Genomic DNA, 13,502 nt, shown 5'->3' on the forward strand with positions numbered 1-13,502 from the left:
GGCCCCCTAACGGGTTTCACAGCTTGTGCCAGTCCAGCGGCCCCCTAAGGAAAGGCAGGTGCGTTTGAGTTCGAACTCGCTGGCCCGCAACACCACCACCACCAGCCCTGCGGGATACCCCCCAGCCCCGGCCCCTAGGCCCAGCTGGAGCCGAGACTGGGCAAAGGTCTCGCTGCTGCTGGGCACCTGATTGCTCACGTAGCGGTCACCATCCCAGAGGTACACCGCGCTGACCGTGGGTGGGCTGCCGGCTTTGAAAGGGGGGTTGACCTTGACCTCGATGGAGATGGGGCGCAGAAAGTCGGTGGCGCTGCTGGAGAGGCGATAAATTCCCATCACCTCCCGTTCGGGAACCCGCTGGATGAAGAAAACCCCGTCTTGAGGAGGGATCTTGGGAACTGCCCGCAGCCGCTCGAGGCGAAACCGCACCGGAAGATGGAGGGCTTGGGGGGGAATGGTCACGGTGATTCCAGGGATTTGGAGTACGCCCCCCTCCGAGGAGATTCGCCGTTCTACCACAGCGTTTTGAGCCCCTGCGAGGCTCAACAGCAACCAAACCCAGCCAATCAGCGCTCGCAAGCGGTCCCCCTCAAGCTCCCATCAGGGCTTTGGCCTCTTGGAGAAGGGCCCTGAGGGTTATTTCGTCCTGAGCCTCAGCATACACCTGTAGCAGGGGCTCGGTATTTGAGGGGCAAAGCAGCAGCCAACCTTTCCCCTCGAGGCCCCACTGGATCCCGTCCGGGGTGTCCTGGCTGACCACGGTCAGCCCAGCAAGGGGTTTAGGGCTGCGGGCTTGGCGCATCCCCCGCTGGAGCTGCTCTAGAGTGGGGAACTGTAGCTCGAGGTGTTGGTAGTAGGAGCGGAACCCGGCCTCGGCCTCGAGCTCGGCCACCTGCTCCCCCAGGCCCTTCCCGCTCACCACTAGCGACTCCAGGAGCAGCAGGGCGGTATAGAGTCCGTCGGGCTCGGGAAGGTGGCGGGCCACCGCGATTCGGCCCGAAGCCTCCCCACCGATCAACACCCCGGGCTCGAGCAGGGCGGCGGAGAGGGGCTTGGAGCCCGCGGAGAGGGTCATGTACTCCAGCCCTCGGGCCCCGGCCAGGCGCTCGATCAGCCCGGAACCCCCAACGCCTTGCACCACCGCTCCCCGCCATCCTTTGCGCAGCAGGTGAGCCAGCAGCACCGCGAAGACCTGATGGCTGCCCAAGGCGGCCCCTCCAGCCAACACCGCGCCGACCCCACCCGCGTCGCCATCGGTGACCGCGGCAAAGGTCTGGCCTTCCTCCGCTTTGAGCACGGTCATAACGGTGAACTCGTTGGGGGGGGTGGGCTCGGGCTTGACCCCATAGAACATCGGATCGGGAACCGCGTGCAGCTCCCGCAGCTCGAGCCGCAGCCCGGCATGCTTGACGAACCCGGCCAGCCATCCGGCCCCGGCCCCTCCCAGGCTATCGTGGTACATCACCCCCTCGTAGCCCCGCAGCGCCTCTAGGTCGAGCTGGTGCATCAGGGCATCGTAGTAGGGTTTGCGCAGGTCGAAGGGGTGGATGGGAGCGCTGGGGTCGGTCTGGACCGGGCGGCCCAGCCGTTTTTCCATCTCGCTCATGAGGGTGGAGCCCGCGCGTTCCCCCTGGGGGCCTTTGAACTCGAGCCCCAGGTACTCGGGCGGACGCTGGCCGGCGGTGACCATCATCCCACCGTCGGCCTGGAGCTGCCGCACCGCATACGAAAGTACCGGGGTGGGCAGAGGGCTCTTGGAGAGGTGGACCTCGAGGCCGTTGGCCGCCAGGATGTGGGCCGCGTGGCGGGCAAACTTCCCGGCCATGAAGCGGGTGTCATATCCCACCACCGCGCGTTTTGCCCCCTGCTCGAGCAGGGCGCTGGCATAGGCCTGGGCCAGGTCGCCCAGGTTTGCAAAGGTGAACTCCTCCCCAATGACTCCCCGCCATCCAGCGGCGCTGAGGCGAAGGGCAGCAGGATCGCTCGAGTGGATTGCCATACCTGGGCTAGTTTACTGGATCCAGAGCCCGCCCGAGTGCATAACGCGGAAATAACGCCCGACCTGCTACCTTAAGCCTGGCCGTATTTGAAGCTCCGAGGTGGAGTTTCCGCCCGCCAGCTTGCCGTGGGCTGGTGTATGTGCCCCTCGAGGCCGCCTCCCCTCGAGGGGCACTTCCCTGACTTGACAAGCTCGAGGCCTCCCCACTACACTCGCTGGTATCCGCGCTGGGGCGCGGGGAAAACCAAATCAATAAGTTCTCTTATCCAGAGCGGCAGAGGGATTCGGCCCTGCGAAGCCGCAGCAACCCAACAGAATCGTCGCCCCATTACCGGCGCTTCTGAGAGGGTGCTAACTCCGACCTGAACGCCCCCGATTTGCTGTAGGCACACAGCATTTCACGATTAGGCACAATCGCAGGCGTTGTGGGAAAGATAAGAGAAGGGTGCTAACTCAATGTTTGAGCCCCCTTCCTCGAGTTCGATAGAGAACGCTGGGTAGGGGGTTTTGCTGTTAGGCCAAACTCCTACCGGGATGGTTTTGACCGGCCCTAAATCCATGCGGCAGCTCCCTGCACCGGGAGCAAAGGTAGGAGAAAGCCATGTCCGACAAGAAACTCCACTTCGAGACCCTGCAGCTCCACGCCGGTTACCGCCCTGACCCCACCACTGGGGCACGGCAGGTACCGATCTACGCCACCACCAGCTATCAATTTCAAGACGCTGACCACGCTGCGCGGCTGTTTGGCCTGCAGGAGTTCGGCAACATCTATACCCGCATCATGAACCCCACTACCGATGTGCTCGAGAAGCGCATCGCGGCCCTGGAGGGGGGGGTGGCGGCCCTGGCCACCAGCTCGGGTCATGCCGCGCAGTTCCTGAGCATCACCAACATCGCCCAAGCCGGGGACAACCTGGTCTCTACCCCCAACCTCTATGGAGGTACGGTCAACCAGTTCAAGGTCACCTTGCCCCGCTTGGGCATCGAGGCCCGCTTCACCGGGCGGGCCGAGACCGCTGAGGAGTTTATTGCCCTCACCGACAGCAAAACCCGGGCCTGGTATCTGGAATCGGTGGGCAATCCGGCCCTCAATATCCCCGATTTTGAGAGCATTGCGGCGGCGGCTCAGGAACGGGGGATCGCCCTGCTGGTGGACAACACTTTTGGCCACGGTGGGTATTTGTTTCGGCCCCTGGAGTGGGGGGCCAATGTGGTGCTGCACTCCGGTACCAAGTGGATTGGTGGGCACGGCGCGGCCATCGCCGGACTGATCGTGGATGGGGGGAACTTCAACTGGGACAATGGACGTTATCCGCTGGTGGCCGAGGGGCAGCCGGGGTATCATGGGCTGAAGCTCACCGAAGCCTTCGGCAATCTGGCCTTTATCCTCAAAGCTCGAGTGGATGGGCTGCGCGACCAGGGCCAGGCCTTGGGGCCGTTTGAGGCCTGGGTGCTCTTGCTGGGCCTCGAGACCCTTTCCCTCCGCTCTGAGCGGCATGTGGAGAACACCCTGGCCTTGGCCCACTGGTTGCGTGAGCAGGACGAGGTGGCCTGGGTCAACTACCCTGGCCTGGATGACCACCCCAGCTACACCAAAGCCCAGAAGTACTTCGGGGGCAGACCCGGTTCAGTGCTCACCTTTGGCCTCAAGGCCGGGTATGAGGCGGCCAAGGGCTTTATTAACCGCCTCGAGCTGATCTCCCACCTGGCCAATGTGGGCGATACCCGCACCCTGGCGATTCACCCGGCCTCCACCACCCATTCCCAGCTCCGCCCCGAGGAGCAGGTTCGCGCAGGGGTGAATCCTGAGCTGGTGCGGCTTTCGGTGGGCTTGGAAGCCCTGGAGGATCTCCAGGCCGATCTCAAGCAGGCCTTGCGGGAAAAAGTGGGGGCCTGAGCCAAAGGAATCGCCATGACCGAACTCCTCATCCAAGAAGCTTGGGGGGACCACGAGGCTCTCCTCATCAAGCCGCCCAAGAGCCGAGGCCGGGTTCCGCCGCCGGTCCCGGCGGAAGCCTTGGTGGCGGGAGGGTTTCGGCTCGAGTACGGTGGGCTTCTTCCCGAGCTGCGGCTGCGCTACGAGACCTATGGCCACCTGAACCTCGAGCGCGATAACGCGGTCTTGGTCTTTCACGCCTGGACCGGGTCGGCCCATCTGGCGGGCTCTTATACCCATGAAACCCTGGCCGCTTTGCCCAAGCTAGACCAGGCCTTTGGGAGCGAGGGTTGGTGGGATGAACTGGCCGGACCTGGGCGGATGCTCGACACCGAGCAGCAGTTTGTGATCTGCGCCAACCACATCGGGAGTTGCTATGGCTCCACCGGTCCTACCTCGCTCAACCCTCAGACCGGACGGCCTTTCGGCTCAGAGTTCCCGCTCATCACCGTGCGGGATATGGCCAGGGCTCAGGCCCGGCTGCTGGACTTTCTCGGCATTGAGCGGGTCACCTTGCTGGGGGGCAGCCTGGGGGGGATGGTGGCCCTGGAATTTGCCCTGCTCTTCCCTGAGCGGGTGAACAAGCTGGTGGTGCTGGCAACCCCTGCGGTTCATGGGCCGTGGGCTCGAGCCTTTAACCGTTTGGCGCGGGAGGCAGTTGAATCAGACCCAGCCTACCAATCGGGGGAGTATTCCGAGCAGCCCCTAGGGCTGCAAATGGCCCGAGCCCTAACCATGCTCTCCTTTCGCTCCCCCGACTCCTTTAACTTGCGTTGGGGGCATACTCCGGAGCGGGGTGAAAGCTATGTGCTTTACCAGGGGGAGAAGTTCGCCCGTCGGTTTGATGCCAACGCCTACCTAACCCTCTCCAGAGCCATGGATACCCACGATGTGGGGCGGGGGAGAGGCGGGGTAGATCGGGCTTTGGAGGCCCTCCAGGGCATTCCCAGTCTGTTTGTGGGCATAGATTCGGATCTGCTCTACACCGCGGCCGAGGTGCGCGAGGCTGCCCGGCTGGCTGGGGGGCATTACGCTGAGATTCACAGCCCCCACGGACACGATGCCTTCCTGATCGAGACCGACCAGGTCGAGCGTATTCTGGCCGAGTTCATCTAAATCCCCCGATCATCCCGGCATGTTAACATGACGGGGCTCCGGCCCAGCGTGGGCCGGTTTTGGCAGGGAAAGGCGGAGATGATGATACGAACGGCCCTTTGGAGCGGACTGGTTTTAGTGGCTTTGGCGAGTGCCCAGACCACCCCCACCGACCCGGTGGTGGCTACGGTTGGCAAGAGCAATATCCTGAAGAGCGAATTTGATCTGCAATTCAACCTTTTTGTTCACGACGCGCTGCAGCGCCAGGGGTTGCCCTATTCTGCTGAGGCTGCGGCCAGCCTGGACGTTTACAAGCCCAAATTCCTCGAGCGCATGGCCCGTGAGACCGCAATCACCCAAGCCGCTGAGGCCGCGGGGTTTGCGGCCAAGGACCAGGCGGTGGATGCCGCCATTGAGGAAGTCAAAGGGCAGTTTGATTCGCCTGAAGCGCTGGACAAGGCCCTTGCCGAGGCGGGGATTCCCGACCTCGCCACCTACCGGCGCCTGGTGTATGAGGCCCTGACCTACAACGCGTACCTCGAGAGCTTGGAGGGGAAATTCCAGCCCAGCGATGCCGCGCTAAAGGTGCTGTATGTGCTCTCCAAGCGCGATTTTGCTGTTCCCACGCGCTACTGCTCGGCTCACATTCTCCTCAAGACCGCTAAGGAGGCCCAGCAGGTGATTGACCGGTTGGCCAAGGGCGAGGCGTTCGCAGAGCTGGCCCGGTCGCTTTCGCAGGATCCGGGCAGCAAGGATCAGGGGGGAGACCTGGGTTGTGAGCCACGGGGTACCTATGTGGCCCCATTTGAGGCCGCGCTGGTAGCCCTGAAGCCGGGTGAGACCAGCAAGAAGCCGGTACAGACCCAGTTTGGCTTTCACGTGATCTATCTCAGCAAGATCGAGCCCGCGGGGTATCAATCGTTTGAGGAGGTCGAGCCTGAGCTCAGCAAGCGGGTGCAAAGCGAGGCCCTGCAAAAGTACCTGGATCATAGGGCTGACCAGGTAGGCATCAAACTCTTCCCGGAGAATCTGGGTCCTTCGGAGGCCGCTCCGAAGCAGTAGCTCAGGTGTAAGTGGCCACAACTCCCCGCTTGACGCGGGGAGTTGGCTTAGGAGGCTTGTGTGGGCTGGATAACCACGCTGGCCCGGACGACGGCATCCCCCACCGGGGATTCTGCTAAGGCCAGTGGCTGGCCTGCGGCGTAGACCCCGCTGCGGCCTTCAAAGGAAAGCTCGTACAGATTGCCGTTCAGCATGGGGTTGAGGCCATAGCGCAGATTTTCCCGCCCGATGAGCTTACGGGCGAGCCCCTCGCGCAGCCAGACCTGGCCCTCTTGCTGGGTGGGGTCTCCTGACCAGGGCCCTTCCCAACGGGCGGCATTGGCCGAGGGCTGCACCACTAACCAGGCCCCGCTGCGGTCGGCTTCTTCGATCATGGACTCGTGAAAGGCATCCAGGCAGATCAGATTGGCCAGGGTGCCGATCTGGGTGCGAATGAGGCCCTGGCCGCTCTGACCCCTCGAGAGCAGGGCCGTGCGCTCGCTCGAGGTCAGATTAACCTTGGGGACCCGCGCGAGCACGGTTCCCTGGGGCGAGAACACCAGCGAGAGGTTATACACCCCCCAGCCCTGGGGGTGCAGCCTGCGGGCCGGCTCCCAGTCCATCCGGGGGCTGAACAGGCTGCCGGCGATTAGGTAGGCTCCAGCCGAGCGCGCCGCCTCAGCGAAGGTTTCTTGGTAGAGCGGCCAGACGGTGCGGGCCCGCAGGTGATAAAACGCGGTGGGGCTGGGAAGCGCCAGGCGTAGGGCTTGCCGCCACTCCTGCCGCAGAAGCTCTAAAGCGGCCCTGAGGGCGCTGTTTGCGCTGTAGACCGAGGCCGGGGTCTCGAGCCAAAACAACAGCGGCAGGGCAAAGGCCTCAGGAAAAGCCACCACCCGGGCCTCACCTACCGGCAGCCCGGCCACGGCTTGAGCGGTGAGGGCCTGTACCCTCGAGCCAAACGCTTGGGCCGAACGGTAGTGTTCTTGCCGCAATTCCGCCTGCACTCCGACCAAGTGAACCCGCACCCTTCCAGTGTAAGGGTGGTTTGTCCCTCGGAATTCTCTCCTGTCTTAGCGTAGGCTAAAACGGTATGCGTCGCGTATGGCCTGTGGCTTTGGTGGCTGCCATTTTAGCGGTGGGAGCCGTCTTGTACCTTATGCGGCCGGTGGGGCCAAAACCTCAAACCTTACCCACCCTGACCCTAAAGTCCCTTGATGGGCAGCCCTTTGCCTTGGGTTCGCTCAAGGGCCGACCGGTCGTGCTCAATGCCTGGGCTTCCTGGTGTGGCCCATGCCGGCGGGAGATGCCGATGCTGCTGGATGCGGCACGGGCCAACCCGGGGGTCATCTTTGTGTTTGTCAACCAAGGCGAGGGCCCAGAGGCCGTCCGGGTTTATGAGCGCGAAACCCAGCTGAGCCTGCCCCTGGTGCTCCTGGATGTCAACACCCGGCTTGCGGATTTGCTGAGCTTTCCAGGGTTACCCACCACCTTTGTCTTTGACCGGACCGGTCGGTTGGTGGCCAAGCATTTAGGCCAGCTCGAGGCCCATCAGCTCGAAGCCTACCTCAAGGGGTTGTAGCCCCTGGGTTGCGCTGGCAACACTCTGCGCAGCGGCCATACAGCACGATTTCGTGCCCCTGGGTTTGAAACCCTCGAGGGGCCATAAAGGCGAAGTCGCCGGGGCAGCCCTCGAGCTCAAAGGCCTTGCCGCAGGCTATGCAGTGAAAATGGTGGTGATGCTTTTTACCGGAGCGTTCATAACGCGGGGGGTTGCCGGGGAGTTCAACCGCTACCGCCATCCCCTCTTCCACCATGCCTTTCAGGGTGCGGTAAACCGTGGCGATTCCTAACCCCGGCACCTTGTGTTGAGCAGCGCTCAGCACCTCTTGCGGGGAAAGCGGGCGGTCTATCTCTTCCAACACCGCGCGAATGGCCTGGCGTTGGCGGGTACTGCGTTCCATACCCCCAGGATAGCAAATCCGTACTTGACAAAATGATAATGGATTATCATTATTAACTTTATGAAACCGCTGCTCACACTGATGGTTGGCCTGGGGCTGACGGTGGGTCTGGCCCAGAAGGGGCCTCTTCCGGTGGCGGCCACAACGGGCTTCATCGCGGATATGGTGAAGAACGTTGGGGGGGACCGGATAGCCCTTACGGTGATTGCACCCCCCACTGCCGATCCTCACAGCTTCGAACCCAAGCCTTCGGCTTTGGTGGGGGTTTCCAAGGCCAAGGTGGTGTTTGGCAATGGCTTGGGGCTCGAGCCCTTCTTCGCCAAGATTGCTGCCCAGGCTCCCCAGGATGCCTTGAAGGTGCTGCTGGGCGAGGGACAGCCCGGCCTGATCACCACCGGCGAAGGGACGCCGGATCCCCACCTTTGGCTCGATCCGACCTACGGGATTCGCTACGTCGAACGCATTCGTGACACCCTGATCCGGCTGGATCCGGCAGGCCGGGCCACCTATACCGCTAACGCAGCCCGCTATATTCAGGCGATTCAAAAGGCCGACCAAGCGGTGCAAGCGTGCCTGGCGGGGATACCTCCTTCCCGCCGCAAGGTGGTCTCGCAACACGAAGCCCTGGCCTATTTCTCGAGGCACTACGGCATCACCGATGTAGGCAGTATCGCGGATTTCGCCGGTCAAGAAAAAGGCCCCCGCCGCTTTGCCCAGTTGGCCCAGGCCATGCAGCGTCAAGGGGTCACTACGGTTTTTGCGGAGCCCCAGTTCCCCAAAAATGAAGCCAAGGCCCTTGCCGAGGCTACCAGAGCCAAGGTGGCCCTGATCTACTCCGACGCATTCGACCGCACCGTCAACACCTACCTAAAGCTCCTGGAAGCCAATGGTGCAGCGGTATGCGCGTCCTTCAAATAAGGGGGGGGTTTTACACCCCATCTTCATTTTAGGGGCATAGAGTCGCCCTATGCCTTGGTTGCTGGCTTTATGTGTGTGGTTTACCTTAGCCTGGGCTCAACCCCAAGGTGCCTCGAGCGATCCCTCTGCCGGTAATGCTGCCCAAGCCCAGGGGCAGTACCGCATTGGGAAAATTGTAAGCCTGGGCGAGAAAACCGCCACCGTGCAGGTGGCCGGGGCCAACCTCGAGGCCCAGCTCCCCACCGCCGACCCCACCGCTCAAGGAGCTCCCACCAAGATCTCCCTGCCCAAGTTCCATGCCGGACAGACCGTGGTGGTCTATGAGAGCGGGGGTACCGCCTACCTCACCGAGCCTTACCGCCTGAATGACCTGTGGGGCTTGTTGGCCTTATTTGTGGTGGTGGTGGGGCTGTTGGGGCGGGGGAAGGGCCTGCGCGGCCTGCTCGGAACCCTCGCCAGCATGGCGGTGCTGGCCTTATTCATCGTGCCCGAGATCGCTAAGGGAAATAACCCTTTGCTCATCACCTTCGTGGGGGCCTTTGGCATTCTGGTGCTCTCGATTTACTTCGTTCATGGGATCAACCGCAAGACCAGCGCAGCCCTGCTGGGCACCACAGTGGCGGCGTTGGTGGCGTTGGTGCTGGCGGTGTTGGCTGCCGAGCGGATGCAGTTCACCGGCCTCAGCTCAGAGGAGGCCTTTTTGGCCCAATTTGCCCTGGGAAACTTGGATCTGGTCTCGCTGTACTTGGCCAGTGTGGTGGTGGGAGCTTTGGGAGCGCTGAACGATGTGACCGTGACCCAGGCCTCGGTGGTGCAGGCCTTGGTGCAGGCCAATCCACGCTATGGCGTGCGCGAGCTGTACAACCGCGGTATGAGCGTGGGGTTTGACCACATCGGTAGCCTGGTCAATACCCTGATCTTGGCCTACGCTGCGGGGGCCCTACCGCTGCTGCTGCTGGTACACCTCAGCGATGTTCCTCTGCTGGTTTTGCTCAACCAAGAGGCCTTTGCTGGAGAGCTGGTCTCGATGCTCTTGGGCTCGTTGGCCCTGGTGCTGGCAGTGCCGCTGACCACGTTGATAGCGGCCTGGTTGCTGCGGGGGAAAAGGTTGGACTACCTCGAGCGGCGCTGGCCTCAGCGCTAGGGGTTAGCGCTGCTGGGTGGCCCGGAAGGCCTCCTCGTACTCGAGCGGGTTGAGGCCGCGACCGATGACCACCAGCTTAGAAGGGGCCTGGGCCGGTTGGTTGGCCTGCTCGAGGCTGAAGATCTCCCGCACCGATTGGAACAGGATTTGCTGCTTGAAGCCCCGCACCTGGAGAAACCCCTTGGCGCGGAACACCGCGTTGGGGCGCGAGATCAAATGGCTGTCGATGAACTCGTTGACCTTATGGCGCTCCAAGGGCCGCTCGGCGGTGAGGGTGAAGGTTTGCAGGTTGGGGGCGTGGAGGTGTTGGTAGCCCTGGGGTTTCCATTCCAGGCCGAAGGCCTTGAGCCCCAAGAGGGCCTGGGGATCGGCTTTGGAATGGTCGGCCCGCCGTACCTCGGCCAGGGGGTTGATTTGCTGGAGGAGCTGCTCGGCCTGGTCTATTTGCTCGGGGGTGGCGAGATCGGTTTTGTTGAGCACGATGGTGTTGGCATAGGCCAACTGCACTGCGCCCTCGGGGCCATCGCGCAGGGTTTGCTCGAGGTTGCGGGCGTCGGCTACACCGATGATTCCATCCAGCTCGAATTTGGTCCGGGCAAAGGGGTCCATCACCGTCTGAGCCACCGGTACGGGGTCGGCCAGGCCGGAGAGCTCGATCAGGAGATAATCGGGGGGGTCCTTTCGCGAGGTGATTTTAAACATCGCCGAGACCAAGTCGTCGCGCCCCACGCAGCACAAGCAGCCGTTGGAGAGCTCCGCGATGCCGTCGGTATCTACGTTTTCAATCAGGCTGCCGTCAATCCCGGTTTCGCCGAACTCATTGACGATGATCCCGAACCGGTACGGGGCGGTGCTCACCAGATGGTTGACCAGGGTGGTTTTGCCGGCGCCCAAAAAACCGCCGATCACGCTTACGGGGATGCGCTTCTGGAACCGCATAGCCCCACGATACCCCACCGCGAGCGCTGGCAGCATGGGGATGTTAGGGTATGAGGGTGAACGTGCCGCAGCACTTTGTAATTCGCCTCGAGTACACCCTGCGCGTAGAGGGCCAGGCCGTAAACCGCAGCGAGCATCCGCTCTCCATCCTGACGGGGTTTGCCCGAGAACTCCCGATCGGCCTCGAGGCGGCCCTGCTGGGGAAAGGCCCCGGTGAGTACACCGTAACCCTACCGCCAGAGCAGGGGTATGGGGCCTACAACCCTGCCTTGCGGGTTGAGGTGGGGGCTTCCGAGCTTCCGGGAACCCCTCGAGTGGGAGAGGTTTTCAGTGCGGAGGATGCCGAGGGAAAGCCCCGGCTATACCAAGTGGTTGCGGTAGATGGAGAGAAGGTCGTGCTGGACGCCAATCCCCCTTGGGCAGGGAAGGCCCTCGAGTATCGCTTTGTCATTCACAGCGTTCGCCTGGCCGAGCCCGAGGAGGTGGCCCATGGGCATGTCCATGGGGAGGGAGGGGTACACCCTTGAGTGCAGCCTGGAACGCTGGGATCTGGGCGGTCTGGCTTTAGGCCGGGGCTCGAGCGGGGCTTCTGGCATACTATGGAGCTGTGCACGTGTTTCGTCTGAAAGGTGATTTCCAAACCTTAGACACTTACTCCCCCCTGCTCTTTGACCTGGGGGCCCGGGGGCTCGAGGAACGCCCCGGTGAGGTCTGGGCCTACTTTCCCCAGCGCATTGAGCTGCCCCTGCCGGGGGAGTGGGTGGAGCTGCCGGACACCGACTGGCTCGAGGCCTGGCGGCGCGATTTGAAACCGGTGGTGGCCGGGCCATTCGTGGTGGTCGCTCCCTGGCACTCGTGGACTGGCCAGGAAAAGCGCATCGTGCTCGAGCCGGGGATGGCTTTTGGCACCGGGCACCACGAGACCACCCGGATGGCCCTAGAAGCTTTGGCCCAGCGGGTCGAACCCGAGACGCGGGTGCTGGACTTGGGCACCGGTTCGGGGATTCTGGCTATCGCTGCGGCGATGCTGGGAGCGGAAGCGGTTGGGGTAGACGTTGACCCCGCGGTCATTCCGCTGGCTCGAGCGAACGCCGCCGCCAACCGGGTGAATCCCCAGTTCCTGACCGGGAGCCTGGGGGCCGCCGAAGGTCCTTTTGACCTGGTGGTGGCCAATCTTTACGCTGAGCTGCATGTCCATCTGGCCCCGCAGTACCCTTCGGCGTTCGGGCTTTGTGGGGTCTTGATCCTCACCGGAATCCTGCTTCAGCGCGAAGGGTTGGTGCGGGAGGCCCTCGAGGCCCAGGGCTTCGGCCTTTTGGAGCGGCGGCAGGAAGGTGAGTGGATCTGCCTGACCTACGCCAAAAAAGGATAGATGCGCCCGCACCGTGCCTTTGTCACGCTGATACAGCCTGAGCTCGAGCTCTCCGGGCGCGAGGCCCGGCATTTGGCGGAGGTCTTGCGGGCTCGGCCCGGTGACCGGCTGACCGTGTTTGATGGCCGGGGGCTCGAGGGTCGCGCCGTGGTTCTGAGCCTAGAGCCGGGGCTGGTGCGCTTGCAGGTCGAGGAGACCTGGCCTGCCCACCGGGAGACCCCTCAGCCGGTTACGCTGTATCTGGCTTTGCTCAAAGGGGACAAGCTGGCGGAGGTGGCCCGGGCCGCCACCGAGCTGGGGGTGGCTCACCTGGTGCCGGTGCTGACCCAGCACTGCGTGGTGCGTGAGCTGGGCGAGGGCAAGCTCCTGCGGCTGCGCCGGGTGGTGGTCGAGGCGGCCAAGCAGTCGGGGCGCAGCCGGATCCCCGAGGTGGCCTCGCTGCTGCCGCTCTCGAGCATCCCGCGGGTAGAGCAGGGCTTTGTGGCCCATCCGGGGGCTTCGGCCCGCGTCCGTGACCTCCTGGATCCACAGAGGCCCACGGCGCTTCTCACTGGTCCGGAGGGCGGCTTGGCCGAGGCCGAGGTGGGCCTACTGGAGGATCGGGGGTTCACTCCGGTCACATTGGGGCCGCGTATCCTGCGGGCAGAGACCGCACCGGTGGCTTTGCTGAGCTTGGTGACGGCAGGAGAAGGTTTATAGATGCGAAAGGCCTTCAGGGGGGTTTGGGCGCTGCTGGGGCTGGCGGTGTTGCTGGGGTGCCGCTACACCTTCGTACCGCTGGATCCGGGCAAGGCGGCCTTTCCTGACCGGGTGATGCTCAGCGGCACGATCCAAGTGGTGGAGCACGGAGCCGTGGTCAAGCTCAGCCTGCGGCGGATGCCCGAGCCAGGCTACCTCGAGCTGCGCTGGTATAAAGACGAGCAGCTTTTTGAGGAGAAATCCATCTGGGCCGAGGGGCCTGGGGAGTTTGAAGCCCGTTTTGATCGGATTGACGAGGGCTACTACCGCCTGGTTGTCCTGGTGAAGAATAGCCCTCTGCTGCAGCTCGAGCTGGGAACCCCGCTGCTGCCGTCTCCCCCGGCCCCACCCCCCAATCC

The 13,502-nt window shown here is 63.3% G+C and carries 15 protein-coding genes and 1 riboswitch; of the genes, 10 read left to right on the top strand and 5 right to left on the bottom strand.

Annotation, left to right across the window (positions count from 1 at the left end; all coding sequences use genetic code 11):
* Positions 1-6: 6 nt before the first annotated feature.
* Positions 7-579, bottom strand: a complete 573-nt coding sequence (locus tag Mgrana_RS09520) for a hypothetical protein (RefSeq protein ID WP_240631310.1) — start codon at positions 577-579, stop codon at positions 7-9.
* Between the two features lie 10 nt (positions 580-589).
* A complete protein-coding gene (locus Mgrana_RS09525) occupies positions 590-1,999 on the bottom strand; it encodes a phosphohexomutase domain-containing protein (RefSeq protein ID WP_119357367.1) in 1,410 nt (469 codons plus the stop codon).
* 259 nt (positions 2,000-2,258) lie between these two features.
* A riboswitch (SAM riboswitch) is annotated at positions 2,259-2,409 on the top strand.
* A gap of 191 nt (positions 2,410-2,600) precedes the next feature.
* Between Mgrana_RS09525 and Mgrana_RS09530 the strand changes: the two genes are divergently transcribed.
* From Mgrana_RS09530 to Mgrana_RS09540, 3 genes are all read left to right on the top strand, one after another.
* Positions 2,601-3,896 carry an O-acetylhomoserine aminocarboxypropyltransferase/cysteine synthase family protein gene (locus tag Mgrana_RS09530; protein WP_119357368.1) on the top strand — a complete coding sequence of 432 codons (1,296 nt, stop codon included), beginning with the start codon at positions 2,601-2,603 and terminating at the stop codon, positions 3,894-3,896.
* A 15-nt stretch (positions 3,897-3,911) separates the two neighbouring features.
* Positions 3,912-5,051, top strand: a complete 1,140-nt coding sequence (gene metX / locus Mgrana_RS09535) for a homoserine O-acetyltransferase MetX (RefSeq protein ID WP_119357369.1) — start codon at positions 3,912-3,914, stop codon at positions 5,049-5,051.
* Positions 5,052-5,129: 78 nt separating this feature from the next.
* The gene (locus Mgrana_RS09540; protein ID WP_119357391.1) at positions 5,130-6,092 is read left to right on the top strand and encodes a peptidylprolyl isomerase; all 963 of its coding nucleotides are present in this window, start codon (positions 5,130-5,132) and stop codon (positions 6,090-6,092) included.
* Between the two features lie 47 nt (positions 6,093-6,139).
* On the opposite strand, the gene Mgrana_RS09545 is transcribed toward Mgrana_RS09540, so the two are convergent.
* Entirely contained in the window at positions 6,140-7,096 is a 957-nt protein-coding gene (locus Mgrana_RS09545; protein WP_119357370.1) for a carbon-nitrogen hydrolase family protein, read from the bottom strand.
* Between the two features lie 65 nt (positions 7,097-7,161).
* Here Mgrana_RS09545 and Mgrana_RS09550 point away from each other — a divergent pair, with 65 nt between their 5' ends.
* A complete protein-coding gene (locus Mgrana_RS09550; RefSeq protein WP_119357371.1) occupies positions 7,162-7,650 on the top strand; it encodes a TlpA family protein disulfide reductase in 489 nt (162 codons plus the stop codon).
* On the opposite strand, the gene Mgrana_RS09555 is transcribed toward Mgrana_RS09550, so the two are convergent.
* Positions 7,637-8,032, bottom strand: a complete 396-nt coding sequence (locus tag Mgrana_RS09555) for a Fur family transcriptional regulator (RefSeq protein ID WP_119357372.1) — start codon at positions 8,030-8,032, stop codon at positions 7,637-7,639. The genes Mgrana_RS09550 and Mgrana_RS09555 overlap by 14 nt on opposite strands.
* Before the next feature lie 60 nt (positions 8,033-8,092).
* Here Mgrana_RS09555 and Mgrana_RS09560 point away from each other — a divergent pair, with 60 nt between their 5' ends.
* Positions 8,093-8,950 carry a metal ABC transporter substrate-binding protein gene (locus tag Mgrana_RS09560; protein WP_119357373.1) on the top strand — a complete coding sequence of 286 codons (858 nt, stop codon included), beginning with the start codon at positions 8,093-8,095 and terminating at the stop codon, positions 8,948-8,950.
* A gap of 49 nt (positions 8,951-8,999) precedes the next feature.
* Positions 9,000-10,094 carry a YibE/F family protein gene (locus tag Mgrana_RS09565; RefSeq protein WP_119357374.1) on the top strand — a complete coding sequence of 365 codons (1,095 nt, stop codon included), beginning with the start codon at positions 9,000-9,002 and terminating at the stop codon, positions 10,092-10,094.
* Between the two features lie 3 nt (positions 10,095-10,097).
* Here the strand turns inward: Mgrana_RS09565 and Mgrana_RS09570 are convergent, their stop codons facing one another.
* Positions 10,098-11,069 (bottom strand): CobW family GTP-binding protein, encoded by a 972-nt coding sequence (locus tag Mgrana_RS09570; RefSeq protein ID WP_240631311.1) that lies wholly within the window; start codon positions 11,067-11,069, stop codon positions 10,098-10,100.
* Between the two features lie 14 nt (positions 11,070-11,083).
* Between Mgrana_RS09570 and Mgrana_RS09575 the strand changes: the two genes are divergently transcribed.
* The 4 genes from Mgrana_RS09575 to Mgrana_RS09590 all read left to right on the top strand — a co-directional run.
* Complete coding sequence (locus Mgrana_RS09575; RefSeq protein ID WP_240631312.1) at positions 11,084-11,560, top strand: FKBP-type peptidyl-prolyl cis-trans isomerase; 477 nt, start codon at positions 11,084-11,086, stop codon at positions 11,558-11,560.
* Positions 11,561-11,640: 80 nt separating this feature from the next.
* Complete coding sequence (locus tag Mgrana_RS09580) at positions 11,641-12,405, top strand: 50S ribosomal protein L11 methyltransferase (protein WP_119357376.1); 765 nt, start codon at positions 11,641-11,643, stop codon at positions 12,403-12,405.
* Positions 12,406-13,104: a 16S rRNA (uracil(1498)-N(3))-methyltransferase gene (locus Mgrana_RS09585; RefSeq protein ID WP_119357377.1), complete on the top strand. Its 699-nt coding sequence runs from the start codon at positions 12,406-12,408 to the stop codon at positions 13,102-13,104.
* Positions 13,105-13,502 (top strand): hypothetical protein (locus tag Mgrana_RS09590; RefSeq protein ID WP_119357378.1); only part of this gene is annotated, 398 nt, incomplete at its 3' end. It lies immediately after the preceding gene.

Origin of the sequence: Meiothermus granaticius NBRC 107808, from assembly GCF_003574355.1 — a bacterium.
In the GTDB taxonomy this organism is placed as follows: domain Bacteria; phylum Deinococcota; class Deinococci; order Deinococcales; family Thermaceae; genus Meiothermus; species Meiothermus granaticius.